Source organism: Stieleria varia, assembly GCF_038443385.1.
GTDB classification, from domain to species: domain Bacteria; phylum Planctomycetota; class Planctomycetia; order Pirellulales; family Pirellulaceae; genus Stieleria; species Stieleria varia.
On the sequence record NZ_CP151726.1, the window covers coordinates 7848518 to 7875351 of the forward strand.

Consider the following 26834-nt stretch of genomic DNA (forward strand, 5'->3'; position numbering starts at 1 on the left):
CTAGCCGTGGGCCTGAGGCGGATTGCGGTGCCGGCCCACGGCTAGTGCCTGAGGCTCACTTTGGTTGCGATGCATGGAACAAAACATGGACTGTAAGAACAATGTCAACACCAAACTTTGAGCAGTCCAGTCGTTACCTACCTACCTACTGATCAGCCCAGCGATACCCACGATTCTCACTTCGCGTCGCATCTCTTGCCCCCAGATGCTTGACACCCCCCAACAAAGCCCCTTAGACTTACTCCCTGAATGAATCACATGTCTTTGAGATGGGGGGAAGTCTATGAAACGCAGGGATCTACTCAAGGGTGTCATCGCATCGACTGCTGCAGCGGGTCTGGCGTCGGCCCAGGAGATCGAGCTGAATGGGCCGGTCGGCGGGCCGTTTTCGTTGCCCACGACGACTTTTCAAAAAGGTCAGCAGCATCATCTCCCCGCGAAAGCGTTCACCGAGCCCCTCCAAATCCCACCGGTTGCGCTCCCGACGCGTGTGGGTCGATTCGAGGACTTGCATGGCAAACCTGTTTTCGGAAATCAGGATCCGCTGCCTTTGGGCGACAGCTTTCACGGCATTGCCAAAGAATGGGCAGAAACGCCGATGCATTGGCAGGCGTATGGATGCGTGCGCAGCACGGACCCGATGGCCAACTGGCAAGACAAGCGTGAGCATTTCGGCAAGATCGAGCACTACCTGGGTGAGCCACCGGTGGAAAACTGGAGTGGATTCAAGCCAAAGTGTTACAAGATCCCGATCGTGGAAACCTATGCAAAGCTTCATCCTGATGCAGAGCACCCAGCTCGGCTGTACAGCTATGCCGGGATGGTTCCGGGACCAACGATCAAGATGCGTCTCGGCGAACCGGTGGTGGTCCGCTTTGAGAATCATCTCGAAGCAGAAACGTCCGTTCATTTGCACGGCGGGCACAGCCCCTCGCACAGTGACGGCTTCCCGGTCTTTTATGTATTGCAAGGAAAGTCACGCGACTACTTTTACCCGAACATCTTGCCGCTCTTTCAAGACGCCGACGGGGAATACGTTCCGGATGTTGGTGAGTCACAATCCACCATGTGGTACCACGACCATGCGATGGATGCGACAGCCTACAACGTCTCCAAAGGCCTCGCCGGATTTGCGTTGTGCTACAGCGAACCGGAATTAAAGCTGATCCATGATCGAGTCTTGCCTGGATACGGCCCGCACTCTTGCATCGATCCCTCCGGCATGCGGTACACGGCGAGCGAAGACGTTTCGGAATCTGATCTGACGGCTCTCGAAGATCCTGAGAAACCGGGTTTTTATCATCCGTCCAAGGAACCCTATCGAAACCCCTTCGATATTCCACTGGTCCTGCAAGACAAGGTGATTGATCAACGGACGGGTCAAATCGCTTACGACCTGACATCCCACGACGGATACCTCGGGGACACCTTTCTGGTCAATGGCGTTGCCTGGCCCAAACTGAAGGTGCGGAATCGCAAATACCGATTCCGAATCCTGGACGGTTCCAATGCTCGCGTCTTTCGATTGCGATTGATGACGGCAGACGACTTTGAGCAAGCCAACAAGAACGGAATCGGCGCGGTGGGGCGAAATTTGACCAACGATGCACAGCCGACGGCGAATGACTCTGTTCCCACCGACGCTGGCTCGGATGACGCTGGCTCGGATGACGCTGACTCGGGTGACTTTGGCATTGACTACGACCGGTGTTCGTTGCCCTACCTGCGAATCGGGAAAGACAGTTGGCTGTGGAGCAAAGCGGTCCAGAAAAAGTCGATTGTCCTTGCGATGGCAAACCGGGCGGACATCGTGATCGACTTTGACGCGATCGCTGGCGGCTTGCAGCCGGGAGAATCCAAAGAGTTCATCTTGGTCAACACGATGCCCCAGTTTGATGGTCGCGGCCCCAAACCCAAATTGGAGGACGGCGGAGACCCACGAGTCTTGCCGGTCCCCTTTGATGTTCAAGGCGATGGTCAGCAAATCCCTAAAACTCCCTTGGTCGAACTCAATCGTCCGATCGGACTGATGAAGTTCGTCGTTTGCCACGCGCCGCCCGGCACGGCCCCCGATGACCCGGCGGGTGATTGCGATGCGTCGATTGAGCATGGCACTCCTCTGGTCCAACATCGTGAGATCCCGGACTCCGAAGTTTCCGCCGTCCGCGAATTCATTTTCGAAAGGGGAAAAGGTGCTTGGAAGATCAACGGTCGATTTTATGACCCATTCATTGCCAATGCGTCGCCACGCATCGATTCAACAGAAGAGTGGATCCTACGCAACGGTGGCGGAGGATGGTGGCATCCGATTCATATCCACCTGGAAAGCCATCAATTGATCTCATACGAAAAGGATTTCGAAGCGGATGAGGTGGTCGACCGCGCCGATCCGCCTGGCCCCAACCTTGTCTTGGGTGGAACAGGCGAGATCCCCGACATCATCGGGCAGATGGATCCGGTGGAAGCACACGGACTGCACGACACTCAAGTCTTAGGCCCCAACACCGTTGCCAGGATTCGAATCCGCACGCGAACTTGGAACGGCCCGTTTGTGTTCCACTGTCACAACCTGGAACACGAAGACATGCGAATGATGTTCAACTTTGAAACGGTGGCGGCTCCCGATCATGATCCAAACATCGCTCCCGATGCGAGGACGCATGGCAACGACTTGACCTTTCAAGGTTCGCGAGAACAACAACATCAATACGTCGGTGAACTGGAGTGGGAATACTCGCCGATCCCCAAGACGCCCGTCGAGGATGCAGGGCAGGATCAGATTCCGCCTCGGGACCCGACCGAGTGATCCGAGAGATCACCAAGATGGACGACAGCCGTTTGGCGGGCTGACAGACGACGAAACCAAATCAACACATCAAATTAGACAACGTGAGGGCATCGGAGATGGGCTTTGGACTGAAATATCTGCTCGACGGCTTGCTGTATCCCGACGATTCGTTGATTGATTCGGGAAGTCGGACAGCCGTCCCCCCGCATGCAAAGATTTCCGATTCGATTCCCAACATCCCCATGACCAATCAATTTGGTCAACGCATCCGTTTTCGAGACGAATTTGTTCGTGCCAGAAAGGCACTGATCATCAACACTGTCTACACCACTTGCAAAGGCTCTTGCCCTGGCACGAGTGCGACGATTGAGCAACTGAGAGAGAAACTGAGTCCTGCGTTTGGAAACTCATTGACCTTTCTGTCGTTCACCGTTGAACCCCATGTGGATACTCCTGAGGTGCTGAGATCGTATGCCGAGATCTACGGAGCAGGAGAGCCCAACCCAGAACTCAGCGACTGGTATTTCTTGCGTGCCAATAAACCGAACACCGATTCATTGAGACGATCCCTTGGCCTATTCGACTTGAACCCGCAAGTTGACCAGGATGTTTCAGAACATGCATCACTGCTTGTCGTTGGCAACCTGGACACCGATCGCTGGTGTTCTCTCCCCGCGGAATTGCGAACGTCCACGCTCATCGAGTCCATTCGGCGCATTGCCGGATTCAGCTTTGAACAACGCTATGGAATCACTCGTTGACCCCTATTCAAGTGTCTTGAACTAGTCCTTCACTCCTGGTGAGAATCGATCATGGTGGCCCCAAAAAACATGATGTTCTTGGTTGTTGTTTTGGTAATCGCCTGCCGCTTGCTGGTGCCTGCACAAGTATCATTCGCCGCCGATTCGACAGACGAGATCGTCACTCCGATCCACCTGGTTGGTCACGAAGACCACGAACTATTGGACCGAGTTCAAGATGTGATCGATGACTGGGATCCCCGCAAGCTGGTCAACCCGGTATTCAAGACAACCGATGTCATTGACTCGTCGGGCGACGCCGTGACAAGGCACCAACTGCTGCGTCCCGACTTGGCGGAGTTTATCGCTGATGTCGAAGCCGCCAACGTGCTCGGAAAAGCTTTCTTTTGGGACATGCAGGCGGGGAGTGATTTCGGCCGTCGAGACGACGGAACCTTTGTCGGCACGGCATGCGCAAGCTGTCACTATCGGCATGGTGCCGACGCGCGCGGTCGACACTCTCGACGTTTCCCCTACGTCGTATGGGACGAATATGAACTGCATCCCGAACACGACCTCGATCCAATGGCCTTCGGCGAAAAACAGTTGCCATTCCCGCTCGACACCGTTGCCACGCAACCGTATTCGTTTGACACAGACAAGTTTGGAAACCTTTCGTTCGTCAATGGCTCGGCGGGGGTGGAACCGCAGGTATTCAAGAAACTGGATGACGCCTATCAATCGGGTTCGCCCGTCGATCTGTCGTCATTGCCAAATGGTTGGCGATCGGAGAACTTTTCGATCCGTCATTTGGAACGCGTCAATCCTCAGTCCGGCACCCCTGAAACACTCGACCGTCTGCCCGAGTGGGCAATGTTCATTCGAGGCCACAACGACGCCGGGCAACGTCTTCGTCAAATCACAGGTCGCAATTCACCAAGCGTGATCAACAGTGGCTTCTCTGATCGTTTGTTCCATGACGGCAGAGCAGAATCCACGTTTAACGGGTATTCCATCTTTGGTGACCGAGACCACCGTCCGGTGCTTTTCCGCGGTGTACCTCTTCGAGACGCACTCGGCCGGATTGTCATTGGTACCGATGGTCGACCCAAATACGGCAAACCCGTCCAGGTCCACGTCGCGATCCCCAAAGCGGCACTGGCCAGCCAAGCAGTCGGTCCCATCGTCAACGATGTCGAAATGTCCTATGTCGGTCGGACGTTTCCCAATGTCGCATGCAAGTTACTGGATTCTCGTGTGCTTGCCGTGCAAACCGTCAAACACGATGACAGCGTACTGGGCAAATGGGCGGCCAAAGGCTTGATCGGTCCGAACGGAAGACTTACTTATCGTGACCTGATTAAAATGGCATTTCGACGCGAATGGTGGGAAACCGGTACAAGCCCACTGCTTGATCAGAACGGTGCCTCGGTACTGGACCAAGATGGCAACCCGAGGGAGAAAGAAAACGTGGTGCCCCTGGTCATGATGGGTTCACAGGAGGAAGACCGCAGAGCGCGAGGAAGCGTGATGGTGGCAAATTTCTCTCTGTATTGGGGACTGAGCATCATGCTCTATGAATCCACCCTCGTCAGCAACCAATCCCCGTTCGATGCCATGATGATGGGGAACCCCCAGTTGGTAAACCAACGCTGGGAGAAGGAAAAACAGAATCTGGGAACGATCCGTCTGGATCGCGGACGACATTTCAAACCTGAGTTGACCGAAGACCCACCGGCACACGAAACAGGAGCCTCCGTCTTTCAGCACGGACTTCGTGTGTTCTTGAGAAGCGACTGTGTGGAGTGTCATGGCGGGCCACTGTTCAGCGAGCTGTATGAGCGACGCCCCGAAGACGTGAAATTCCCCATACACAAACTCATCTCCCATACATTGCTGCCCAATTCTCGGGCCGACGCAATTGCGATTCAACTCTCGAAATTCAGAGAGTCAACGTTGAATGATATTGCCGAGATCCTTGTCAACGAGACCACGATTGACAAACCAACGGCAATCAAATGGGCCAGTGAACTGGACCTGCTGAGAGAGCAGTCGCAAGGCAACGCAAAGAATCTGAATTCACGAGTCAAATCTCGTCTGGAGCCACTGTCCAGCAGCGACTCTGTGTTGACGCGAATTGCCCAGCAAATCACGAACAAGTTGATCGGTTTTGAAAAACAGTTCCCGTCTCAACTCGGCGAACGCCACTTCTTTACCGAAAAAGAACGCGTCGAACTCGCTGCTGCCCTCACAGCGCCCGTGCTGGTTGAATCGATGGTGCTACGTGAAGATCAGGTTCAGCATCGACGACCGCTGCCGATCAAAGATGCCTTCACGACAGAGCCCTACGCGTTTTACGACACAGCGTTTTACGCACTGGGAGTTTCACCCGGTCGATACGACCGGGGCATCGGCGGACGCATCCCAAACGAAGCTCCGCCGGAGGAGGCCATTCAAGAGTCTTTTCAACAAATGAAGATGCTGGAATTCGTTTCCAATCTGCCGCAAGCGACCAAACAAGATGTTGAGGCGTTGGATATCGCTCAACAAACTTACCGTCGAGAGAATTTACCGCAGCAAATTAGCGAGTACCCCGAAGATGTGAAAACGGAATTCAAGCAGTTTCGGGAGAAACTACTTGCCATCGAAGCCTCAGCCGAAGTCAGTGTTGCTCGTGGACAAGCCTATCAGTTTCCAAAACAGTGGGGATCACTGAGCGAATACACGAAAGAACCTGTCGTTGATGCTCCCGAGGACGGCGATCCTGCCCCCGCACGCAAATGCCATGAAGGACCAAGCTACGATCCAGATGAGGCGCTATGGAACACAGAGTTCACCGACACCAGTTGGGACCGAGATGACATTCCAGAAAGCGTCCGGCGATCTTCACTGAGGTTTTTCTCTCGCGCCAGAACACTCGTGGTTGACGAAGACCCTTGGGGATACCGCAAACCCTTGTTGCACGACAATGAACTCGCTTTTTGGGGCTCATTCAAGACGCCTTCGTTGCGCAACGTGGAACTCACCGCTCCGTACATGCACAACGGTCGCTTGCAATCCCTCGGTGACGTGATCGAGTTTTACGACGATGGCGGATTCATCGAAATGGATCGCGAACTCTATCCGGACAAGCATCCCGAAATGCGTGAACTGCACCTTTCGAACAACGACCAAAAAGCGTTGCTGTTCTTCTTGCTGTGTCTAACGGACGAACGCGTGCGACTGGAGCAAGCACCCTTTGATCATCCGTCGTTGAATCTCGTCAATGGCTACCAAGACGGAACTTTTGCCGAATCGATTCAGTCCGTTCGCGCGGTCGGAGCAAGTGGATGGATCGTTGATGGGGAGCCCGACCCAAGTCAGATCCCCTCCCGATTTCCAGAAAACTAACCTCTCATCGATCTTTTTTTCAGGAGCACTTCTCTACCATGGCAATCATCGAATCGAGTGTCGAAGGTCCTATTTCATCAATCACTTTGGACCACTCGGTCTCACCGCCAGGTGTGCTGGTGCGTTGCATGAACATGACCGTTCGCTTCGCACCTGGACTCACCGCCAGCGGACGAGAAAAGGCGATCCGAACGCCAACCACGAAACTCACTCCCGCTCAATTGGCCGCCACATCTTTGTTTCCAGGGCGGAGCGAACAAGGATTCTTGGGCGGAACGTTGATCGCCGAAGGAACAGTGGACACAGCTCAGACGCCCACGATCCTTGAAGCCGACTTCATGGACGTGGAACCTGCCGAATCGGTCTTGCTGGGAACCGTCACCAAAAATGATCCGGGACCGCAACGACAACTGGAAATCAATGGTGTCCCGGTCGCCATGCTGACCGACTCGCGATTGTGCTCCAACGCGGATGACCCCGCATCACCCATCTTTCAGAATCAGTTCGGATTTCCAATCTCGCCGGATTCGATTCAATTGGGAACATCAGAGGCAGTGCCATCGAGCGCAGAAGGGTACTTTGCGTCCGCAACATTTCACGCGTTTCTCTTTGAGTATGGTGGAACGGGAACACTCGTTACCGATCCGGCAACGACTCCGCAGATCAGTATCGAGCGTGCGTCGTTTCGTGATGAAGGAACGCGTGTTCGCTACGAAGCCCGTGGTTTCGCCACCACCGCGCACTCGGCTGCCGGGACGGCACAGGACATCGAACTGTTTCGCCTCGATCTCAATCCCGCAACCGGTCAACTCGAGCCCATGCTCATCGATTCGGCCGACCTGGACGATGTGGAAACCGGTTTCGTCCGTTGGCGAGCGGAGGCACGCGGCAATAAACCGGGTGGCTTTCGAAGCGGAGCCCCACTGTTCCTGATGGTACGCAACAACAACGGTAATGCGACGGAGCAGACCGAACCGGATATCCGTGAGGAGTGATGGAATGTCGGCCCAGAGTGACCGACGTACGATTCGATCGACCACCGGCGAGACCAACAACACCGGCGCGACCAACAACACCGGCGAGGCCAACGTCGTCGGACGCTATCCACGTTTGGGACGAGGGATCTTGGCCCGGCCACTCGGCTTGATCCCCTTGCGTCCTTTGCGTTGCCGGCCCGTCGCGTTGGACGGTTTGGAGTCGATCTCGATTTCCGAAAGCGGCTTGCCGATGTTTTCCTTGAACTGCAACACTCGGTCACGCAATTGCGCGGCGCGTTCGAACTCCAGTCCTTCGGCAGCGGCCAGCATTTCTTGCTCCAGCTTTTCGACCAACTCGATCGTGATGTAAACCGCATCGGAGTTTTCGGCCGCTTGTGCTTCCGTGCGTTTTCGCTTTGCCGCATCGGCTTCGATTCCTGAGCGGATGGACTTGCGGATGGTCTCGGGCGTGATGCCGTGCTCTTCGTTGTACTTCATCTGAATCGCGCGGCGGCGTTCGGTTTCGTCGATCGCCATTCGCATCGAGTCGGTGACCTTGTCCGCGTACAGGATCACTTTGGAATTCGCATTCCGTGCCGCACGTCCGATCGTTTGGATCAAGCTTGTTTCGCTACGCAAGAAGCCTTCTTTATCGGCGTCCAGGATCGCCACCAAAGAAACCTCTGGCAAATCGAGCCCTTCCCGGAGCAAGTTCACGCCGACGAGGCAGTCGAAGTGACCCGCCCGCAGTTCTTGCAGCAGATCGACGCGCTCGAACGCGTTGAGTTCGCTGTGCAACCAACGGCAGCGTACGTTCTGTTCCTGAAAATACGTTGACAGGTCTTCCGCCAACCGTTTGGTCAGTGCCGTGACCAACACACGTTCGTCTTTCGCAGCCCGGATGCGGATCTCCTCCAGCAGATGGTTGACCTGACCACGCGCCGAGACGACGTCCACCTCGGGGTCCAGCAGCCCGGTGGGACGAATGATCTGTTCGACGACCTCGCCTCCGGTGCGTTCCAACTCGTAGTTACTCGGCGTGGCGCTGACGAAACAGATTTGCCCGGTGCGTTGCTCCCATTCCTCGAATTTGAGCGGACGATTGTCCAACGCACTGGGCAATCGAAAACCGTGATTGACCAAGGTTTCTTTGCGACTTCGGTCACCCGCGTACATGGCACGAACCTGCGGCACGGTGACGTGGGACTCATCGACAAAGGTGATGAAATCCTTGGGAAAGAATTCGTAGAGCGTGTCGGGCGAGGCACCCGGTGGCTTTCCAGCAAGCGGTCGCGAGTAGTTTTCAATGCCGGGGCAATGGCCGACTTCGGCAAGCATCTCCAGATCAAAGCGAGTCCGCGCGGACAATCGCTGCGCCTCCAACAGCTTGCCTTGTTTTTGAAATTCCTCCAGTTGCATTTTCAATTCTTCTTGGATCACAGCGATCGCGCGTCGGATCCGATCTTCGGGCATCACAAAGTGTTTGGCCGGGTAAATAAAGAACTGCTTGACCGTGCGGATCGTTTCTCCCGAAACGGGCTTGATGATCGACAACTGCTCGATCTCTTCGCCCCACATCTCGATGCGATAGGCAAACTCCTCGTAGCTGGGCCAGATCTCGATGCTATCGCCACGCACGCGAAACTTGCCGCGTTCGAATTGAATGTCGTTGCGTTGATAGAGGACATCGACCAGTTTCATCAACAGATGATCACGCCGCACGATATCGCCGACCGTCAATCCGACCACGAGTTGCTTGTAATCGTTGGGTGACCCCAGGCCGTAGATGCTGCTGACCGATGCGACGATGACAACGTCCCGCCGACTGACCAGTGAACTGGTGGTCGCCAATCTCAAACGATCGATCTCTTCGTTGATCGACGAATCTTTTTCGATGTAGACGTCACGCTGGGGGATGTAGGCCTCTGGCTGATAGTAGTCGTAGTAGCTAACGAAGTAGTGCACGGCGTTCTCGGGAAAGAACTCTTTGAACTCACCATACAGCTGTGCCGCCAATGTTTTGTTGTGGCTAAGGATCAGCGCCGGGCGACGCAGATTGGCAATCACGTTGGCCATCGTGAATGTCTTGCCGGTTCCGGTGGCACCGAGCAAAACTTGCGCCTCAGCCCCCGACTGAAACCCTTTCGTCAACGCCTCGATTGCGCTGGGTTGATCCCCGGCGGGCGGAAAGGGTTGATTGAGGTGAAAATCTGCCGGTGGCAGACTTTTTTCGGGCAGCGTTAGTTCGTCGCTCATCGCGTCTGGCTCAAAGGTCAAAATCGGGTGCGTTCTGGCTGGCTAGTGATGCACTAGAAAGACTGTAGTGATTCCCCATCGTCCTGGAAACGACAGAAACATCGGCGTCAGCCCCGAATCAGACTTCATCAGGGAACGGAGACCGTGCAATACGGCCGAATGCCCTCCAAAGTTTTTTCACCGATTCCGTGAACTCGGGTGAGATCCTCCAGAGACTCAAACGGCCCGTTTTGCTGTCTTTCCTCAACAATCCGCTTGGCCAAAACGGGACCGACCCGCGGCATCAATGCCCACTGACGCTCTGGAGCGGCATTGATGTCGATCAGCAGAATCGCTGCGTCATCGCCGCTGGGTTTCTGCGGAATCGCAAGGTCAGGTTCGCGTGGCAAATCACTGGAACAAAGAGTGAATGCAACCAGCCCGAGCACGACCAGCGTACAAGGGATCACGAGCACACCCAATGTGCTTCGGCGACAAATGGCGGGGACCGCCGCATCGACACGATTCCCCTCACGCGTGTCTTCGCTGGTTCCGGCCTCCCGTTTCGATTTGCTTGAGTCGGCTGCGATCACCATGCTGCCCGAGAAAGTGAACCACTACGACAGTTGCATCAGAAAACGGTATTATCGTGGCCGACGAACAACCCAATCAAGCCTCCTACGCGTTTTAAACCTGCCGACATGCCTGACTACGTGACCGTGACTGCGGATGAAGCCCTGGAGAGTGACCTGCGGTCGCTCGTCCGTTTGTCGATTGCAGAAGACTTGCTCGACGCCGTTGACTGGACCACGGTCTGCTTGATCGACGACAAGCGACGTGGGGGATGCGAAATCGTGCCGCGCCAATCCGGCGTTTGCGCCGGACTTGCAACATTGGCTTGGATCGTCGACGAGTTCGACGCGGATTTGAAAGTGGAACTGCTGAGCCAAGACGGCGATGAGCTGATGCCTGGTCAAGCCATCGCGAGGGTTCTGGGCAACGTTCGCGATATCCTGACCAGCGAACGCACGATCCTGAATATCTTGTCACGACTGTGCGGCGTGGCAACGTATACACGTGCGTTTGTGGACAAGGTCGCCGGAACCAAAGCACACGTGTATGACACTCGCAAAACAACACCGGGATGGCGTCTGTTGGAGAAGTATGCGGTGGCGTGTGGTGGTGGCCGCAATCACCGCCGTGGTTTGTACGACGGATTTCTGATCAAAGACAACCATCTGCAACTCGGTGGCGATGAAAACGGGCCGATGAAAGCAAGCGTGGGGGCGGAGAAAGCGATCGCGTGGCGTGGTGGCTCGGTCGATCGAATGACGGCACCGCAAATGGTGGAGATCGAAGTGGACTCGCTGGATCAGCTTCGGGATGTCTTGGTCGTCGGCCCCGACATCGTCCTGTTGGACAACTTTGATTTGGATCGAATCCGCCAAGCCGTGCAGATTCGCCAAGAACTAAATCCAGACGTGGAGCTGGAGGTTTCGGGAAACGTCACACTCGATACGATCGCTCAGATCGCGCAAACCGGAGTGGAACGCATCAGCAGTGGTGCCTTGACCCATCAAGCCACTTGGTTGGACCTGGGGCTGGACTGGTTTGACGCAAAGACGACCTAAGGTTGTTGGACATCAGGGCCGGACTGCTCAAAGTTTGGTGTTGACATTGTTTTTTCAGTCCATGTTTTTGTTCCATGCATCGCAATCAAAGTGAGCCTCAGGCGCTAGCCGTGGGCCGGCACCACAATCCGCCTCAGGCCCACGGCTAGCGCCTGAGGCTCACTGGGGGCCACCAGCTGCGCCGGCAGCTAGCCGTGGGCCGGCACCACAATCCGCCTCAGGCCCACGGCTAGCGCCTGAGGCTCACTGGAGGCCACCAGCTGCGCCGGCAGTAGGGACATAAACTTGCGCAAACCCAAAAAGACACAACACCAAACTTTGAGCAGTCCGGGCTCAGCCCCCCATCTCCAACGCCAATCGTCGCCCAAACCATGCAACCAAGTTCAACGATCAACTCCGACCGCCGCTGGTCTGATCTGCTGCAACCGACTCTGGACGCCATCGCGATCATGGGGTCCTTGTTCGTGGTCAAGTTCGCCGCCCGAGGATGGGTGGAGGACGCCGCGGTCGCGATGGGCTTGATCGCCGTCATCGCGTTCCTGATCACCTCACGCGTCACCGGTCTGGGCCGCAACCAGGACCGGGGAAATGCGGACAACGAGATCACGTCCATCGCGATCACCTGGGTACTGACCGTGTTGATCCTGACAGCGATCGGATTTGCCACACGATACAGCCAAAACTTCGCGCGATCCGTGATGCTGTCTTGGGTATTGTTGGCGCCTGCGATGATCGGTTTGGGTCGGATGACACTGCGGATCACTCAGCAGTTCTTGATCCAAAAGGGCATCGGGATCCGCCGGGTCGCCATCGCAGGCCTGAACGAACTGGGTCGCCAAACCGCCAGCAACATCGACGAAGACTCTGGCCTGGGACTCAAACTCATCGGATTCTTTGACGACCGTGTCGAAAAACGAGAACCGACCGATGCCGCCAATGTCGGCGACACAGAGGCTGGCAACACTCATGCTCAGAATTCAGCATACAGCTTGAGCGGCGACCTGCAAGAATTGGTCAATCGTTGCCAGGTCGGTGAAGTCGACACGGTATTGATCACGCTGCCGATGCGAGCGGAGGACCGCATCAAGTACCTGTTGGATCAATTGAGCGACTCGACGGCATCGGTCTACATCGTGCCGGACTTTTTCGTCTTTGAACTCTTGCACTCGCGATGGACCAGCATGGGCGGCTTGCCCGCGGTCAGCGTTTTTGAGAACCCACTATTCGGCGTCGATGGCGTGACCAAACGGATTGCCGACATCTTCCTGGCGTTCTGCGCTTTGTTGGTGGCCGCCGTTCCGATGATGCTCATCGCTACGATGGTCAAGCTCACATCGAAAGGGCCAGTCTTCTTTCGCCAACGCCGATACGGATTGGATGGACGGGAAATCCTGGTCTGGAAATTCCGCTCGATGCGGACTTGTGACAACGGCCCCGTGGTCAAACAAGCCACCAAGGACGATCCACGCATCACTCGCGTGGGAGCCATCCTTCGCAAGACCAGCCTTGATGAGTTGCCCCAGTTGTTCAACGTGCTGGAAGGATCCATGTCGTTGGTCGGCCCCCGACCGCACGCCTCGGCACACAACGAGCAGTACCGCAGCCTGATCCGTGGCTACATGTTGCGACACAAAGTCAAACCAGGAATCACCGGACTGGCCCAAGTCAATGGTTGCCGCGGTGAAACCGAAACGATCGACAAGATGGAACGTCGAATCCAATGGGACCACCAATACATCCGCCGCTGGTCCCTGTGGCTGGACCTCAAGATCCTGTTCAAGACCGTGATGGTCGTTTGGAAACAGGACACGGCGTACTGATTCGACGCGGCTACTTGGACTCACTTCACCGGCAAGTCGCTCGGCGGCATGTCAGGGGCGTCACCGGTGAGTTCCACATAGGATCTCAATTCGATGCCGCTGTTCTGTGTGTCGCCACCGGTGCTCAAGTAAAAATCGCTGCCGGATTGGCCCGCGTCGATGTTGGTGGCCGGATTGGAATCGCCCGTGAATCTTGCTTTGCGAACGGATTGCCATTGCCCCGCCGCATCACGGACCCAAACATTGCCGAACTTTGCCTTGCGAGGCTCCGTCGCTGAGACGCCATTGCGTCGGAAGTCTTCGACGAACGAGTAGTAGCCCTGCATCAATTTGCCACCCGTGATGGTCGAGAAGGTGACCAAGTGCTTCCACTCCTTTTGCTCGGGCAGATAGAAGTATCCTGAGTACTGCGTCCGCTCGCCATCGGCCTTGGCGGTCACCAAACATCGATACGTCTGGCCGGCTTGCCAGTCGAAATCGAACATGCTTTTTCCGCCGGTGCCTTCGCCTCCAAAACGACTGACCTGGACATCGCTGCCCTCGTGCAAGATCCCGACGCGACGATTCGGATCGACTTCGTTGGGATTATCGCCGCGAGAATTGTCCCAGACAGAAAAGATCACGACCTTCTTTCCGGGACGGATCTCTTGGATGCCGAAGTAACCGGTGTTCCAGCCACAGACCATGAAGTAGCTGCCTGCGGCGGATTGCTCCACCGTCGTCTCACAGTAAAACGCATCGCCCACCGGACCTGGATAACTCAAGTGGACCGATCGACAGGCTTTGCCGGCGAGTTTCTCATCGGCGGATACGAAAGACACGAAACCGGTTGCAAACACACAAACGAGGAACACTCGAAACATCAAACGAATCCAAAAACAGGGTAGGGCAGAGCAGGGGAGGGGAATGCAGTTTAACTCGACCGAGATACCGTGACAGCGATCCCTACTCAGTCGTCGAACAGCAGGCCTTGTCTTGGCGTGTCGTCGGGTGTCGCCGGTTGCACGCAACGTTCGTCGTCGATGCGGACACTGCCGACGGTCTTGGCGACGGGTCGGGCAACCAGCAAGTCGTCCGGGGCGGGTACCAGCCATTGTGTGAGCGTATCGGTATCGGCGAACCCTGGATCCAGCCATTGATCGTGTGCCGACTCGGGCAAGAAAACCGGCATGCGATCGTGAATCGATTGCGTGGTCTTGTTCGCGGCAGTGGTGATCACGGTGACACTGAATACCGGCTCACCGTCGCGTCCAAGTTTCTTGTTCAGCTGCCAGAGTCCCGCCATCACGAGCGGCTCGGAGCTGCTGGGTTCGATCAAAAATGGTTGTTTCGCCCCATTTCGAACCGACCACTCGTAGTAGCCGTCCATGGGAACGAGACACCGTTGACTTGCGAAAGCGGATTGAAACGAACGTTTTTGATCGAGCGTTTCCGACCTCGCATTGATCATCTTTGCTCCGATCGCCAAATCGTCCGCCCAAGGAGGCAGCAGCCCCCAGCGGAACAAAGTCAGTTGCCGCGGCCCGCCGATTTCGGAGCGATGGATGCAAGCGATCGACTGCGTCGGCGCGATGTTGAATCGTGGCTTCAGCCCCAGTGCTTCGGCCCGCTGCTTGATTTCATCGGCGCTCCATCCGGGGAGAAAGAGTTGTCCCCAGACCACAGGATTGGTTCGAAGCGTAAATCGACCACACAAGATTTCTGGCCCATCGAAAAGAAGCAGCAAGCGTTCAAGACTGCAGCAGTGTAGCAAATCGGTACAGCAAATTGCGGCGGTTGGTCGGTCACCTCTGGATGACTTTTTTCACGCAGACGAGCAGGAACGCCCCGCCTATTGCGACTCAATTTCCGTCACGAATTCAATCAACAAAGCGTTTATGAGGGCAAAAAACGCGTCCTGCGGACCGAGAGTGGCAAAAAGCGGGCGGCTGACACCGCCTCCAGTGTCAACCGCCCTGTGCCGTCGTCGACCCCTGGGGAAGGGCTTGATTCGGCAGCAGTCCGATATGCAAACTGAGTGCCGAATCGGTACGCTGTTCGACCAGCAGCCGGTTAACGTCTCGCTTCATTGGATTCTTGGGCTCCAGTTGTTTTGAATTATCCGCTTCTATTTCGCGTGCTCGGGATCGTTTGCCTGCTGATCGGCGGGTCGATGTCTTTCAGCCTACCGTTTGCTTTTCCCGCACTGGCCAAGCGGACGCATCTGCCGCCAGCCGAAGCGATCGAGAGCGTGGGGATTCGCGGGTTGGTCTACAGCATGCTGATCAGTGTCCTTGTCGGGGCATTGTTGTTCTTGTTCGGTCGTCGCGCTCGGACTCACGTGATTTACCAGAAAGAGGCGATGGCCATTGTCGGCTTGAGCTGGGTATTGGCGACCATTCTCGGTGCTTTACCGTACTACTTCAGCAACACCGATATCGCGGCGGGCCAACGGATCACTTTCATCGAAGCGATGTTCGAATCGCAGTCTGGGTTCAGCACCACCGGGGCAACCGTGCTGACCGACTTGGAGACTCCGACGGCTGTTCCACACTGCATTTTGTTTTGGCGTAGCTGGACACACTTTCTGGGCGGGCTGGGTATTGTCGTTTTGTTCGTTGCGATTTTAGGACAGGGCTCGGCAGGCAAAGCGATGGTGCGTGCGGAGATGCCGGGACCGACCAAAGAAGGCAGCATGCCGCGGATGCAACACACCGCGTTGGTCTTTGCCGGAATCTATGTCGGGCTCAATGCGTTGCTAACGGTGATCTACATGATCGAAGGCATGACGCTCTTTGACGGGCTGTGCCACGCTTTTGGCACGATGGCCACGGGAGGGTTCAGCACGTATAACCGCAGCCTGGGCGGGTTTGACAGCGCGTTGATCGAATACACGACGATCGTGTTCATGATCCTAGCCGGGACGAACTTCACCCTGCTGTATCTGACGCTCGTCAAAGGCCCGCGACCGCTCTTTGAGGACCTGGAATTCCGCACATTCGTGGGGATCATCGGCGCGGTCACCATCGCGGTGATCTTTTTCGGAATGCGAAACCAGGACGCGGGATTTCTGTCGTTGTCCGACAGCCTCCGCAACGGTCTGTTTCAAGTCGTCTCGGTGATCACGACCACGGGATACGGCACCACCGACTTTGACAAATGGAATCACTTCGGCCGCGGCATCCTGTTGCTGTTGATGTTCATCGGTGGATGCGCGGGCAGCACGGGTGGCGGATTGAAAGTGATTCGGCACATTCTGTTCGTTCGGATCTTGGCACGCGAAGTCGAACGGTCGCACCGACCACGAGTCGTGCGGTTCATCCGCATCGGCGGCAACCCGATCGACGACCAAGACATGCTGCATGGGATCGTCGTCTATTTTTGCTTGATCCTGACGATCTTTATCATTTCCTGGATCGGACTGGTCGCATTGGAACCCTCCAGCACATGGGGAGTTAACTCAGACACGGCGATGGCCGAAGGCACTCTGGATGAAAAGATCCTCGACTCCGCCAGCGCCGTCGCCGCAACACTGAACAACATCGGCCCCGGGCTCGGCGTTGTCGGTGCGACGCAGAACTATGCGGGATTCAGCCAAGGTGCCAAGCTGCTCTTTGTCTGGCTGATGCTGCTGGGACGCGTCGAAGTCTTCAGCGTCCTGGTGCTGACATTTCCGTCGTTCTGGCGTCGGCTGTGATTCTCATCGCCGACTCCCATCGTCATGGGATTCGCCAGAATTCCCGTACTCAACATGCGAAAGGGAATTCTGGCGAATCCCACTACAAAATGCGCTCGTTCTGATTCGAGATCGAGCCTTTGAGCCTCAGGGTTGCAACCTGCTAAAATAAAATCCGACAGAATCCTGCACCTTTCACTGCCCGAATTCGATCTCACGGCCAACCTAATGAATTTCGGAAATTCCGCACCCACCGTTTGGACGCTGATCGGCACGATGTTGATCGCATCGTGCCTCGGTTTCGTCAGCCCAACGCCCCACCTAGTCGCTCAAGATGACGCGTCTGCAGTCACTGCCGATGCCGACGCGGATGCTGTTGCGGCCAAACCTGCCAAGCCGCCGGCGACGCGCGACGCGGTGATCATCCCGCTGCACGAAGACATCAATCCGCTCAGTGGCGAGCTGCTCAAACGCAAGTTTGCACAGGCGGTCGAATCGGGTGTCGACGTGATCATCTTGGACATCTATAGCCCGGGCGGATTCACTTACGTGACGTTCGAATTGATGGACATGATCATGGACGCCAAGGATGTCGAGACCGTGGCCTTCATCCGCAAAGAAGCCATCAGCGGTGCGGCATTGGTTTCACTCGCGTGCGATAAAATCATCATGCTGCCCGACGCGCGGATGGGTGACGCGGGCGAAATCGTGATGGGAGCTGACGGTGCGTTTCGATACACGGAAGCCAAGAGTCGCAGCTACCTGGCCCAAAAAATCCGCGATACCGCGATGACGAATGATCGCCCAGTTAGCTTGGCCGAAAAGATGTGCGACAAAGACATGGTGGTGTTCAAAGCGACGAACAAGACCGATGGTCGCGTGCGTTACATCAGCGACAAAGAATGGGAGTCGATGGAAAACACCGACGACTGGGACAAAGGCAAACCGGTTCGCGAAGCGGGCAAGGAGATGTTCTTTACCGTCAACGGTCGCCGCGCGGTGGAACTGGGCATGGCCGACCATATCGTTGCCGATGAAGACGAATTGGCAGCGACGTTGGGTGTGAAGCAACCGATTCCGGTCAAGCATCGCACCGGAATGGACACCTTTATCCTCTTCCTCAACTCGGGCTTCGTCACGTTCTTGCTGATCGTGATCGGCTTGATCGCTCTGGTGATCGAGATGGGCGCACCGGGAATGGGGATCGGCGGCTTGATCTCGATTCTGTGTTTCGGCTTGTTCTTTTGGAGTCGCTTCCTGGGCGGGACCGCCGGTTGGCTGGAAGTCACGCTGTTTGTGCTCGGGATCATCTTCATCGCCTGTGAGATCTTTGTGATTCCCGGATTCGGGGTCGCGGGAATCGGCGGGCTGGCGCTCAGCGGCACCGCTTTGGTGATGGCATCACGGCGTTTCCTCGTGCCGATCAATTCCGAAGAAATGGCGAGCTTGGGATACGACGTGTTCACGGTGGTCGGTGCCTTTTGTGTTTTCATGGTGGCGATTCTGGTGTTGGCCAACTTCATCGGCGAGATACCCGGTCTGGGACGATTGACGCTCAAACCACAGGTGGCGATGGACGGCGTCGAGCCGACGAGCGCACTGACGGCATCGGACCCAACATTGCCCGGTTGGCAACGCGTCACCGTGGGCGACGTCGGTGAAACGATCTCACCGCTCAGACCAAGTGGCAAAATGCAAGTGGAAGACTACATGGTCGACGTGGTCACCGAAGGAGACTTTGTCGATCCTGGCCAGCGTGTGAAAGTGATCAGCAAGCAAGGTGCGCGAGTGGTCGTGCGGATCGAGAATGCCTGAGCCGGCCAACGACGCGGCGGAAGCCAGCGAACAACCGGCCGGCAATCAGCAGGTGATCAGCGAACAACGCCCCTCATTGATATGGTGGGTTCTGCTGTTCGTGGTGATGTTGGGATCGATCGGGATGTCGTTCGCTGCCAACCAGTTGATGACTCGGGCAGTTGCGCATGGAGATGTTCTCCTGTATGGATGCTCGGGAGCAAGCCAAGGCTTCAGCTATGCACCTGCGTTCGCATTGCTTGTGCTATTCGCGATTCACCATGCAAGTCTCACGCGGCGTTTAACCCTGCTGTTTTGCTTTCTGTTACCGCAAGCAGCCGTCATCGCATTGTACTGGATCATCACATCGCACGTAGACTATCGTGTTTCCACACTAGCGATCGTCGCGTTCACCGGTCCTGTCGTGAGCATCCTGGCATACTGCATGGCGACGTTCTTGAGTTTGATGCAGCGATGGACGATTCGCTCCGCCGGTGACGATCAGGAAACCGGCGGAATCGGGATTAGCAAGTTGTTTGAATCCACGCTGGTGGTCTCCGTCGGTTGTGTGATCGTGCTGAGAGCGGGATGGTTTAGCGATGTTGTCAACGTCATGTCAATGACTTACAGCATCGTGTACGACTGGTTTCCCGCGATCGGACTCTCGATCACCACCTGCTGCCTGTACGCATTGTTTTTGACGTCAATGAGCGCCCGCCGTCGGATTCGATTGGGACTCTTGGTCCTCGCAACGACGGGAACGATTGCCATGATTTCCGTCGGCGTTATTCACCGTTTGGAGGCCCCTTTTGTCAATCCGATTGTCATTCCTTGGCCTGTAGCTTCCTACTCTGTCGCATACATTACATCAGCCACACTCGCTCAGATCCCGATGCTGTGGTGCTTGCGGCGAGCCGGTCTGACGTTGGTCACCAGGCATTCGTAGTGGGATTCGCCAAAATTCCCTTCGCAACATTCCTTACACCATCAACACGTTTGAAAAGGTAGAGCGGTTGATGCCACGGACGCCATCGACGTGGAACGTCGAGCGACAATCGCCGGGCATCTTCCACGTAGTCGCGTCTCTCCGAGACGCGAAATTCCGAGCCTCGGAGAGGCTCGGCTACGTGAATGCAAACCTACTTCACCAATGCGGCAACCGGTTTGCCGTCGGCGGTCAGGTTGCCGGTGGACCAGAGGATGCCGCGGGTGACGAGGTCCAAGTAGCGGTCGTCGCCGACGGTTTCGTTGTTGTGGCCAAGCGTCGTGCAGAAGACTTTCGTTTTGTTCGGCCCGAACTCGTTGGTCCAGACGACAACGGCGTCTGCTTCGTTGGGCTTGGCGTCGGGGTTTTCTTTTAGCTGACGTTTGTTCGGCGGCGTCAGTTGTTTGCCGCTGGCCAGAACTTGCGTTTGACTGAACACGCGAACGTTGTTGTAGAGTTCTTCTTTGATCGTGGTCCAATTCTCAAGCCCCGCGGTGACCGGGTGCGATTGATCGCTGTAAACGATGTCGATCGGCGCCTGGGGGCCGTGACCGGTCGACTGAACGCCCAGCATCTCGTACCAGCCCGCGTTGTCCGCCCCCAACTCGACCGGACTGCGGAAATCACCCCAGCGATAGCTGTGCATCGCGCAATGCAAATTGACGGCGGGGACGCCATTGCGATGTGCGTTCAAGATGCGACCGACATAGGGTTGCTCGGTCACGTTGGCCGAGCACTCGTCGTGCAAGATCACGTCGTAGCCGTCGGCCCAGTTGTCTTTCTCATAGATTTCGAATCGCGTCTCGGTCGTCTTGCTGGGATTGAACTCAACCGTGACAACCGCGTTGATGCGTGCTTCGATTCCCTTTTTCAGCAATTGCGTCTGGGTCGCGTAATCGTGGCAACAACCTCCCGCGACCAGCAGGACCTTGAGGGGCTTGGCGGAGGCTGCCGATTTGTCTTGGCCATTGGTGACTCCAGCGACAGAAACGGTCAGGAACGCGGCGATGAGGGCGGTGCCAAGGACACGGCGGTTGAGGTGAGTTTTCATGGAGGCTTGGATCGAGGGCGTCGTGAATCGAGGAGGTTGTGGAACGTTTCGTCGAAGAAGGTTTGGGCGTCATCGGCTGAAATGGTGGTGTCAGCGCACGAGGATCAGACCTCGTAATGATATCACCCGGCATCACCAAGTGTCGCGGGCGGGGGCGTCTTTTCACCTAGAGTGGCATTAAGGCGCGTCGGCAGGTCACCACCCTAACGGTGCGATTGCTGGAAAAGCAGACGGGAGCTAGGATCTGCAAGAATTGCGTGGCCGGTCTACGCGAGAACCAATGGCCTGGGAATTCGGCCAGATCAGAGCCTTCGCTGGACGAGTTGTCCCCTTGCAATTGACAGAAACAAAAAAAGAAATCGTACGACGTCCCGACATCCGAAACGTTGTCATCATCGCGCACGTCGACCACGGCAAAACCACCCTCGTTGACTGCTTGCTCCGCCAAAGCGGACAGTTTCGTGACACGGAACTCAAGGGCGAGCGGATCCTGGACTCCAACGACTTGGAGCGAGAGCGTGGCATCACCATCTTGTCCAAGAACATCGCGATCCCCTATCGCGGCGTCAAAATCAACTTGATCGACACGCCCGGCCACGCCGATTTCGGCGGCGAAGTCGAGCGAGTGGTAACGATGGCCGACGGTTGCTTGCTGTTGGTCGACGCTGCAGAAGGCCCGATGCCGCAAACCCGGTTTGTGCTGGAAAAAGCGCTCGCGGCGGGCGTGAAACCGATCGTGGTGGTCAACAAAGTCGACCGTCCCGACGGACGCCCATCCGAGGCGCTCGACGAAGGACTTGAGTTGTTGGCGGAACTGGGCGGCGAAGACCAACTGGATAGCGTCGGATTTGTTTTCGCCAGTGCCAAAGAAGGCTACGCGACGACGGATCCGGCTGTCCGTACCGCCGACATGCGACCGCTGCTGGACTTGCTGGTGGACCACCTGCCTGGCCCGGCAATCGAAGCCGATGCGCCACTGCGGATGATGGTGACCACTCTGGATTGGAGCGAATACGTCGGCCGAATCGCGATCGGTCGCATCACCGGTGGTGAGATCCGTCCGGGGCAAGCCATCGATTTGTGGGGTCGCGACGGAAAACGCAAAACAAAGATCGCCGGCCTGCACGTCTTCGACAAGCTCGGCCGAGTGCCCACGGAGATGGCCAGCGCGGGCGATTTGGTGGCGATCGAAGGTCTTGATGACGTTGAGATCGGCGACACGATCTGCGCCCCCGATCAGGGCAAACCGTTCAAGAGACTGACGGTCGACGAACCGACCCTGGAAATGGTCTTCAGCGTCAATTCCTCACCAATGGCAGGACGCGAGGGCAAGTACGTCACGACGCGGCAGATCAAAGGGCGTCTGGAAAAAGAACTGGAACGCAACGTTGCTCTTCGCGTCGAGATGATCCCGGGCACAGAAGCCTATGCGGTGAAGGGCCGTGGCGTGCTGCACCTGGCGATCTTGATCGAAACGATGCGACGCGAAGGATACGAGCTGAGCGTCGGAAAGCCTCGCGTGATCTTCAAAAAAATCGATGGCAAGGACCACGAACCTTTCGAAACACTGCGTGTGGAAGTCCCCACCGAAGCGATGGGCCCCGTGATGGAACTGGTCGGGCACCGCCGAGGCCAACTCGAAGAATTGGCTCAGCGTGGCGAGTACAGCTTGCTCAAATTCCTGATCCCGTCGCGTGGCTTGATCGGATTGCGAACCCGCCTGCTCAATGCCACCCGCGGCACCGCGGTGATCCACCATCGATTTGAAAGCTATCGACCGGTGGAAGGCGATGTTCCCTGTCGTGCCAACGGCGTTTTGATCTCGATGCTCGGAGGCAAGACCATGCCCTTCGCACTTTTTGCCCTCCAGGACCGCAGCGATTTGTTCGTCCCGGCTGGCGTGGAAGTGTACGAAGGCATGATTGTGGGCGAAAACGTCCGGGACAATGACATGACCGTCAATCCCTGTCGCGAAAAGAAGCTCACCAACATGCGCGCGTCCGGCAGCGATGAAAACGTCATCCTGAAACCGCCGCGCGACATGTCCCTGGAGGCGGCCCTGGAGTACATCGAAGACGATGAGTTGGTCGAAGTGACCCCTCAGAGCATTCGGCTGCGAAAGATTCTGATGAAAGAAGCCGATCGCCGCCGAGTCGGCAGAAACCAACGCTAGCATTCGGCCGCTCGCCGAACCCTGAGGTCGTTCGCCCCGTACGCAAGAGTCACGGTGTTTCCTAAACGCAGTGACCTGCGATACTGTATAGGGATATCGCCGTGCGTTCGAGCGCCGTTGCCCACTTCCTCTTGCGTTTGCTGGTGCACTCGCAATTCGATTTGACCACGTGCCGCTGGAAACTTCTGTCGTATCACGATTTTGGCATTTCAGTGGTCGCTCACCTGACCTCAGCCCTTTCCCCATTCAATCCTGGAACCCAATCATGCGTTTCGTTTTTCATCCCCTGATGGCATGCGTGGTCGCTTTGAGCGTTTGTGCGTGGGTCGGATGTGACCAAAAAACCACAACAACGACCACCACATCCTCCCACGATGACGAGCACGAGCACGGCGCGGAGGATCACCACCACGACAGCTTGCCAGAAGCGATGACTGAACTGGCAACCTTGCGAGACCAGATCGCCAAAGCCTTCGCCGACGGTGAACCAAAGTCCGCAGACGACCAACTGCATCACGCGGGCGATCTGTTGACCGATGTCGAAGAGCTGGTGAAAAAATCCGAGTTGAGCGATGACGCAAAGAAAACAGCGTTGGCCAGCGTCGAGACCTTGTTCACGCAGTTCAAAGAAGTTGACAATAAAGTTCACGGTGACGGCGGGAAGGATTATTCCGAAGTCAGCGAAGCGATCGAAGCGGCAATGAAATCGCTCGGTGAGGCGATCAAGTAGCCACCCGCACGTCAGGCTTTCCAGCCTGACGCCTGCTTGTACGTCAGGCTTTCCAGCCTGACATCTGCGTGTACGTCAGGCTTTCTAGCCTGACATCTACGTGTACGTCAGGTTCTCCAGCCTGACACATCCACCCGTACGTCAGGCTTTCCAGCCTGACATCCCCAGCGCAGGTCAGGCTAGAAAGCCTGACGTACTTTCATCATGCAAATCACTCGCCCTTTCGGCTGCGTCCTGCTTGCCACGATCGCCTGCTTCGCCGGTTGTGACTCCAGTGGCGAACGCGGATCCACGTCGGCTTCGGCCGGCAAGCTGTCGGACCAGATGTTGGCGCAGCGAACTCGGTTTTGGTTGACCGAAGAACCCGCAGGCAAGATTCTTTCACCCACCGACATCAAGAATCTAGCGTCCGACGAGACGATCGCTGATCCACCTGGTGAAATCCCCGACGTGGTTGCCACGGAAGTCACGGAGTCGGAACCTGAGGCTGTGGACACAGCAGGCAGCGAGCCAACGAATGTCCAGGAGTCCAGCGACGAATCCGAACCCGCAGCCTCCGACGACGGCACCGTGCTGATTGCCGGCCGGATCAGCACCGGCGAGCTGGAGCCATTCGAACCGGGGCAAGCGTCGTTTGTGATGACTCAACTACCGGACGAAGGCCACGCGGCGGACGATCCGGAGCATGCCGACAACTGCCCGTTCTGCAAACGCGAGCTGAAGAATGCCCCGATGGCACTGGTTCGCTTCAATGACGAGCAGGGCGAAACGCTGCCCATCTCGGCCAAAGACCTGTTCGGCTTGGCTGCAGGCGACGTGGTCGTGATCCGTGGGACCGCTGATTATGTGGACGGCCCCAACATGGTCAACATTCAAGCCAACGGAATCTATCGCCGGAAATGAACGGGACTGGCTGCCTGCCGACCCACCCGGTTTATCAACAAATGGCTTTTTTTTGCCGTGTCAGACGGGGGTTGATTGCCTCAGCGGTGCACGAGTGATAGTCTATGTCGTCCCCCAAGGGTATTCGATGACCGAATGCTCTCTCCTGAAACTGATATCAAGCACTTAAATGTCGGCAATCACCACCCTGACCAACGGCGAGATTCTGGTTGTTGGTTTTTCAGACAGCAAGATTCTGGACAGTCAGCGGATCGAGCAAGTCGGCCGAGAGTTGCAGGAAGTCGTGCCTCAAGCGATCCACAAAAAGCTGTTGCTGAACTTCCGTGGGGTGTCATTCATGTCGTCCGCGATGATCACCAAGCTCGTGATGCTCAACAAGGGCTGCAAGGCACAGGGCGTGAACCTTAAATTCTGCGAGGTTTCGCCTAATGTCTTGGAGGTCTTTAAGATCACGAAGCTGAACAAGCTATTCGACATCCAAGCCACCGAAGAAAAGGCACTGGAAAGCTTTGACAAAAAAGGCTGGTTCAGTTGAACCGGTGACTGATGTGATCGACGCCGAGCGTGCACAAATCGGCCACGAGATCCACGACGCACTGCTGCCGCTGATCTTTGCAGCCAACGCGACGGTTGACCGTATACGCGAGGAGCTACCAGCGGATTCCACGCACGCATCGCGTCTGGAACAAGCATCGCAGTGGCTGGTCCAAGCGATGCAGGTGGGCCGACAGATGCTGACCTGCATTTACCCACCGGAGCTGGAGCAAATGGGCTGGCTCGGTGCAGCCCAGGATGTCGTCCGTCAACTTGCAGGCGAGGGGACGCGGGTCGACTTTGCCATTTCGGACGCTTTTCCGGGACTTCGGCCCAGCATTGATCATGCGGAACCGATGCCAGGAGGCCAACCAGCAGCATCTGACACGACGGGTTCCGCGTCAGCCGGCAATGTGACGCAGTGGAGCAAGCCTGTAGCGGCTGCCGCCTATCGGATTGTGGTCGAGGCCGTGCGAAACGCGATACGACACGGGCAGGCCAGCCAAATTGACGTGGTTTGCGGTCGCAATTCCATCGAGATCACCGACGACGGATCTGGGTTCGAGATATCAGATGTGCCTACCTCGCGATTTGGAATTCGCAGCATGAGGGGGCGGGCAGAGCTTGTCGGCGGACAACTGCAAGTCGAGTCACAGCCGGGAGGCCCCACGAGCGTACGATTTCGCTTTGGCAACAATAAAACCGAGTGATTTTCTAGATCACCCCTGTATCTCAGCCCTCAAATCGCACAAGATGGCCGGCCCTGGCGAACGTTTTTTGCCAAGAGTTTGACGCCCGTCACGCTCCACCAGCGAAAATGGCACGCCGATTGCTTATGGGTCTGACTTCCAGACCAAGCCTGCCAAGTGGGCACGGCGACCCAACGAACAACTATCCATCTTTTCCCTGCATCAGAAAAGGTTTGACCGAGATGGCGACTGCCACCAAGAAAAAGGCCAAAGTGAATTTGCAACCGATCGGCGAACGAATCGTTGTCGAGCGACAAGCAAGTGAAGAAACGACCGCCGGCGGCATCGTGCTGCCCGGATCCGCCCGGGAAAAACCCGCTCGCGGGACCGTGGTTGCGATCGGCAGTGGGCGACTATTGGAAGACGGCTCGCGCGCCGCCAGCCAACTGAAGGAAGGCGATTTCGTCCTGTTCAGCAGCTACGCCGGCGAGCAAGTCGAAATCAACGACGTCGAGTATCTGCTGATGCGAGAAGACGACGTTTTGGCAGTCGTCGAGTAGTCGACACCGAACCCCTGAATCGGCCAGATCGTTCAGGCCAGGTCGATCGTGCATATCGCTCTGGCCATTTTGGGCGTCCGCGTTCGCTCTCACGACAGCCCAGGGTGAATGAAACCTCTGGGCAGATTCGCCAGCGAGCGGATTTTCGGCGTGCTGCGACCAACTCACTGTGAAATACG

Annotated in this window: 21 protein-coding genes; 15 read left to right on the forward strand and 6 right to left on the reverse strand. The window is 56.5% G+C overall.

Annotated features, from left to right (window positions below):
• Positions 1-283 precede the first annotated feature (283 nt).
• The 4 genes from Pla52nx_RS26405 (at position 284) to Pla52nx_RS26420 (ending at position 7913) form a co-directional block, all read left to right on the forward strand.
• Positions 284-2806 carry a multicopper oxidase family protein gene (locus Pla52nx_RS26405; RefSeq protein ID WP_146518893.1) on the forward strand — a complete coding sequence of 841 codons (2523 nt, stop codon included), beginning with the start codon at positions 284-286 and terminating at the stop codon, positions 2804-2806.
• Positions 2807-3030: 224 nt separating this feature from the next.
• The gene (locus Pla52nx_RS26410; protein WP_231741806.1) at positions 3031-3549 is read left to right on the forward strand and encodes an SCO family protein; all 519 of its coding nucleotides are present in this window, start codon (positions 3031-3033) and stop codon (positions 3547-3549) included.
• A gap of 51 nt (positions 3550-3600) precedes the next feature.
• On the forward strand, positions 3601-6918 hold the full coding sequence (locus Pla52nx_RS26415; protein WP_146518895.1) for a cytochrome c peroxidase: 3318 nt from the start codon (positions 3601-3603) through the stop codon (positions 6916-6918).
• A 38-nt stretch (positions 6919-6956) separates the two neighbouring features.
• Complete coding sequence (locus Pla52nx_RS26420) at positions 6957-7913, forward strand: hypothetical protein (protein ID WP_146518896.1); 957 nt, start codon at positions 6957-6959, stop codon at positions 7911-7913.
• Positions 7914-8018: 105 nt separating this feature from the next.
• On the opposite strand, the gene uvrB is transcribed toward Pla52nx_RS26420, so the two are convergent.
• Positions 8019-10151: an excinuclease ABC subunit UvrB gene (gene uvrB / locus Pla52nx_RS26425; protein WP_146518897.1), complete on the reverse strand. Its 2133-nt coding sequence runs from the start codon at positions 10149-10151 to the stop codon at positions 8019-8021.
• A gap of 128 nt (positions 10152-10279) precedes the next feature.
• Positions 10280-10726 carry a ComEA family DNA-binding protein gene (locus tag Pla52nx_RS26430; RefSeq protein WP_146518898.1) on the reverse strand — a complete coding sequence of 149 codons (447 nt, stop codon included), beginning with the start codon at positions 10724-10726 and terminating at the stop codon, positions 10280-10282.
• 105 nt (positions 10727-10831) lie between these two features.
• Between Pla52nx_RS26430 and nadC the strand changes: the two genes are divergently transcribed.
• Positions 10832-11761: a carboxylating nicotinate-nucleotide diphosphorylase gene (nadC, locus tag Pla52nx_RS26435; protein WP_146518899.1), complete on the forward strand. Its 930-nt coding sequence runs from the start codon at positions 10832-10834 to the stop codon at positions 11759-11761.
• Positions 11762-12132: 371 nt separating this feature from the next.
• On the forward strand, positions 12133-13581 hold the full coding sequence (locus Pla52nx_RS26440) for an undecaprenyl-phosphate glucose phosphotransferase (protein WP_197454360.1): 1449 nt from the start codon (positions 12133-12135) through the stop codon (positions 13579-13581).
• Between the two features lie 20 nt (positions 13582-13601).
• Here Pla52nx_RS26440 and Pla52nx_RS26445 read toward each other — a convergent pair whose 3' ends face one another.
• The 3 genes from Pla52nx_RS26445 to Pla52nx_RS26455 all read right to left on the reverse strand — a co-directional run bounded on the left by Pla52nx_RS26445 (position 13602) and on the right by Pla52nx_RS26455 (position 15650).
• Positions 13602-14444, reverse strand: a complete 843-nt coding sequence (locus tag Pla52nx_RS26445; protein ID WP_146518900.1) for a DUF3472 domain-containing protein — start codon at positions 14442-14444, stop codon at positions 13602-13604.
• An 86-nt stretch (positions 14445-14530) separates the two neighbouring features.
• Positions 14531-15307 carry an SOS response-associated peptidase family protein gene (locus Pla52nx_RS26450; protein ID WP_197454361.1) on the reverse strand — a complete coding sequence of 259 codons (777 nt, stop codon included), beginning with the start codon at positions 15305-15307 and terminating at the stop codon, positions 14531-14533.
• Positions 15308-15527: 220 nt separating this feature from the next.
• The gene (locus tag Pla52nx_RS26455) at positions 15528-15650 is read right to left on the reverse strand and encodes a hypothetical protein (RefSeq protein ID WP_261344237.1); all 123 of its coding nucleotides are present in this window, start codon (positions 15648-15650) and stop codon (positions 15528-15530) included.
• Positions 15651-15733: 83 nt separating this feature from the next.
• On the opposite strand from Pla52nx_RS26455, the gene Pla52nx_RS26460 reads away from it, so the two are divergent.
• The 3 genes from Pla52nx_RS26460 (at position 15734) to Pla52nx_RS26470 (ending at position 19976) form a co-directional block, all read left to right on the forward strand.
• Entirely contained in the window at positions 15734-17257 is a 1524-nt protein-coding gene (locus tag Pla52nx_RS26460; protein ID WP_146518902.1) for a TrkH family potassium uptake protein, read from the forward strand.
• Between the two features lie 207 nt (positions 17258-17464).
• Positions 17465-19051: an NfeD family protein gene (locus Pla52nx_RS26465; protein ID WP_231741808.1), complete on the forward strand. Its 1587-nt coding sequence runs from the start codon at positions 17465-17467 to the stop codon at positions 19049-19051.
• Complete coding sequence (locus Pla52nx_RS26470; protein WP_146518903.1) at positions 19044-19976, forward strand: hypothetical protein; 933 nt, start codon at positions 19044-19046, stop codon at positions 19974-19976. The genes Pla52nx_RS26465 and Pla52nx_RS26470 overlap by 8 nt, the downstream gene beginning before the upstream one ends.
• A gap of 193 nt (positions 19977-20169) precedes the next feature.
• On the opposite strand, the gene Pla52nx_RS26475 is transcribed toward Pla52nx_RS26470, so the two are convergent.
• Positions 20170-21066, reverse strand: a complete 897-nt coding sequence (locus Pla52nx_RS26475) for a ThuA domain-containing protein (protein ID WP_146518904.1) — start codon at positions 21064-21066, stop codon at positions 20170-20172.
• Between the two features lie 331 nt (positions 21067-21397).
• On the opposite strand from Pla52nx_RS26475, the gene typA reads away from it, so the two are divergent.
• The 6 genes from typA (at position 21398) to Pla52nx_RS26505 (ending at position 26655) form a co-directional block, all read left to right on the forward strand.
• Positions 21398-23239 (forward strand): translational GTPase TypA, encoded by a 1842-nt coding sequence (typA, locus tag Pla52nx_RS26480; RefSeq protein WP_231741809.1) that lies wholly within the window; start codon positions 21398-21400, stop codon positions 23237-23239.
• Positions 23240-23504: 265 nt separating this feature from the next.
• Complete coding sequence (locus Pla52nx_RS26485; RefSeq protein WP_146518906.1) at positions 23505-23969, forward strand: hypothetical protein; 465 nt, start codon at positions 23505-23507, stop codon at positions 23967-23969.
• Between the two features lie 204 nt (positions 23970-24173).
• Entirely contained in the window at positions 24174-24872 is a 699-nt protein-coding gene (locus Pla52nx_RS26490; RefSeq protein ID WP_146518907.1) for a hypothetical protein, read from the forward strand.
• Between the two features lie 169 nt (positions 24873-25041).
• Entirely contained in the window at positions 25042-25407 is a 366-nt protein-coding gene (locus tag Pla52nx_RS26495; protein WP_146518908.1) for an STAS domain-containing protein, read from the forward strand.
• Between the two features lie 4 nt (positions 25408-25411).
• On the forward strand, positions 25412-26116 hold the full coding sequence (locus tag Pla52nx_RS26500) for a sensor histidine kinase (RefSeq protein WP_197454362.1): 705 nt from the start codon (positions 25412-25414) through the stop codon (positions 26114-26116).
• Positions 26117-26337: 221 nt separating this feature from the next.
• On the forward strand, positions 26338-26655 hold the full coding sequence (locus tag Pla52nx_RS26505) for a co-chaperone GroES (protein WP_146518910.1): 318 nt from the start codon (positions 26338-26340) through the stop codon (positions 26653-26655).
• Positions 26656-26834: the final 179 nt, after the last annotated feature.

What these genes read in the sequence shown, in the direction of transcription:
- Pla52nx_RS26405 (WP_146518893.1), top strand. Translation starts at nt 284, where the DNA reads ATGAAACGCAGGGATCTACTCAAGGGTGTCATCGCATCGACTGCTGCA.
- Pla52nx_RS26410 (WP_231741806.1), top strand. Translation starts at nt 3,031, where the DNA reads ATGACCAATCAATTTGGTCAACGCATCCGTTTTCGAGACGAATTTGTT.
- Pla52nx_RS26415 (WP_146518895.1), top strand. Translation starts at nt 3,601, where the DNA reads ATGGTGGCCCCAAAAAACATGATGTTCTTGGTTGTTGTTTTGGTAATC.
- Pla52nx_RS26420 (WP_146518896.1), top strand. Translation starts at nt 6,957, where the DNA reads ATGGCAATCATCGAATCGAGTGTCGAAGGTCCTATTTCATCAATCACT.
- uvrB (WP_146518897.1), bottom strand. Translation starts at nt 10,151, where the DNA reads ATGAGCGACGAACTAACGCTGCCCGAAAAAAGTCTGCCACCGGCAGAT.
- Pla52nx_RS26430 (WP_146518898.1), bottom strand. Translation starts at nt 10,726, where the DNA reads ATGGTGATCGCAGCCGACTCAAGCAAATCGAAACGGGAGGCCGGAACC.
- nadC (WP_146518899.1), top strand. Translation starts at nt 10,832, where the DNA reads ATGCCTGACTACGTGACCGTGACTGCGGATGAAGCCCTGGAGAGTGAC.
- Pla52nx_RS26440 (WP_197454360.1), top strand. Translation starts at nt 12,133, where the DNA reads ATGCAACCAAGTTCAACGATCAACTCCGACCGCCGCTGGTCTGATCTG.
- Pla52nx_RS26445 (WP_146518900.1), bottom strand. Translation starts at nt 14,444, where the DNA reads ATGTTTCGAGTGTTCCTCGTTTGTGTGTTTGCAACCGGTTTCGTGTCT.
- Pla52nx_RS26455 (WP_261344237.1), bottom strand. Translation starts at nt 15,650, where the DNA reads ATGAAGCGAGACGTTAACCGGCTGCTGGTCGAACAGCGTACCGATTCG.
- Pla52nx_RS26460 (WP_146518902.1), top strand. Translation starts at nt 15,734, where the DNA reads ATGTCTTTCAGCCTACCGTTTGCTTTTCCCGCACTGGCCAAGCGGACG.
- Pla52nx_RS26465 (WP_231741808.1), top strand. Translation starts at nt 17,465, where the DNA reads ATGAATTTCGGAAATTCCGCACCCACCGTTTGGACGCTGATCGGCACG.
- Pla52nx_RS26470 (WP_146518903.1), top strand. Translation starts at nt 19,044, where the DNA reads ATGCCTGAGCCGGCCAACGACGCGGCGGAAGCCAGCGAACAACCGGCC.
- Pla52nx_RS26475 (WP_146518904.1), bottom strand. Translation starts at nt 21,066, where the DNA reads ATGAAAACTCACCTCAACCGCCGTGTCCTTGGCACCGCCCTCATCGCC.
- Pla52nx_RS26485 (WP_146518906.1), top strand. Translation starts at nt 23,505, where the DNA reads ATGCGTTTCGTTTTTCATCCCCTGATGGCATGCGTGGTCGCTTTGAGC.
- Pla52nx_RS26490 (WP_146518907.1), top strand. Translation starts at nt 24,174, where the DNA reads ATGCAAATCACTCGCCCTTTCGGCTGCGTCCTGCTTGCCACGATCGCC.
- Pla52nx_RS26495 (WP_146518908.1), top strand. Translation starts at nt 25,042, where the DNA reads ATGTCGGCAATCACCACCCTGACCAACGGCGAGATTCTGGTTGTTGGT.
- Pla52nx_RS26505 (WP_146518910.1), top strand. Translation starts at nt 26,338, where the DNA reads ATGGCGACTGCCACCAAGAAAAAGGCCAAAGTGAATTTGCAACCGATC.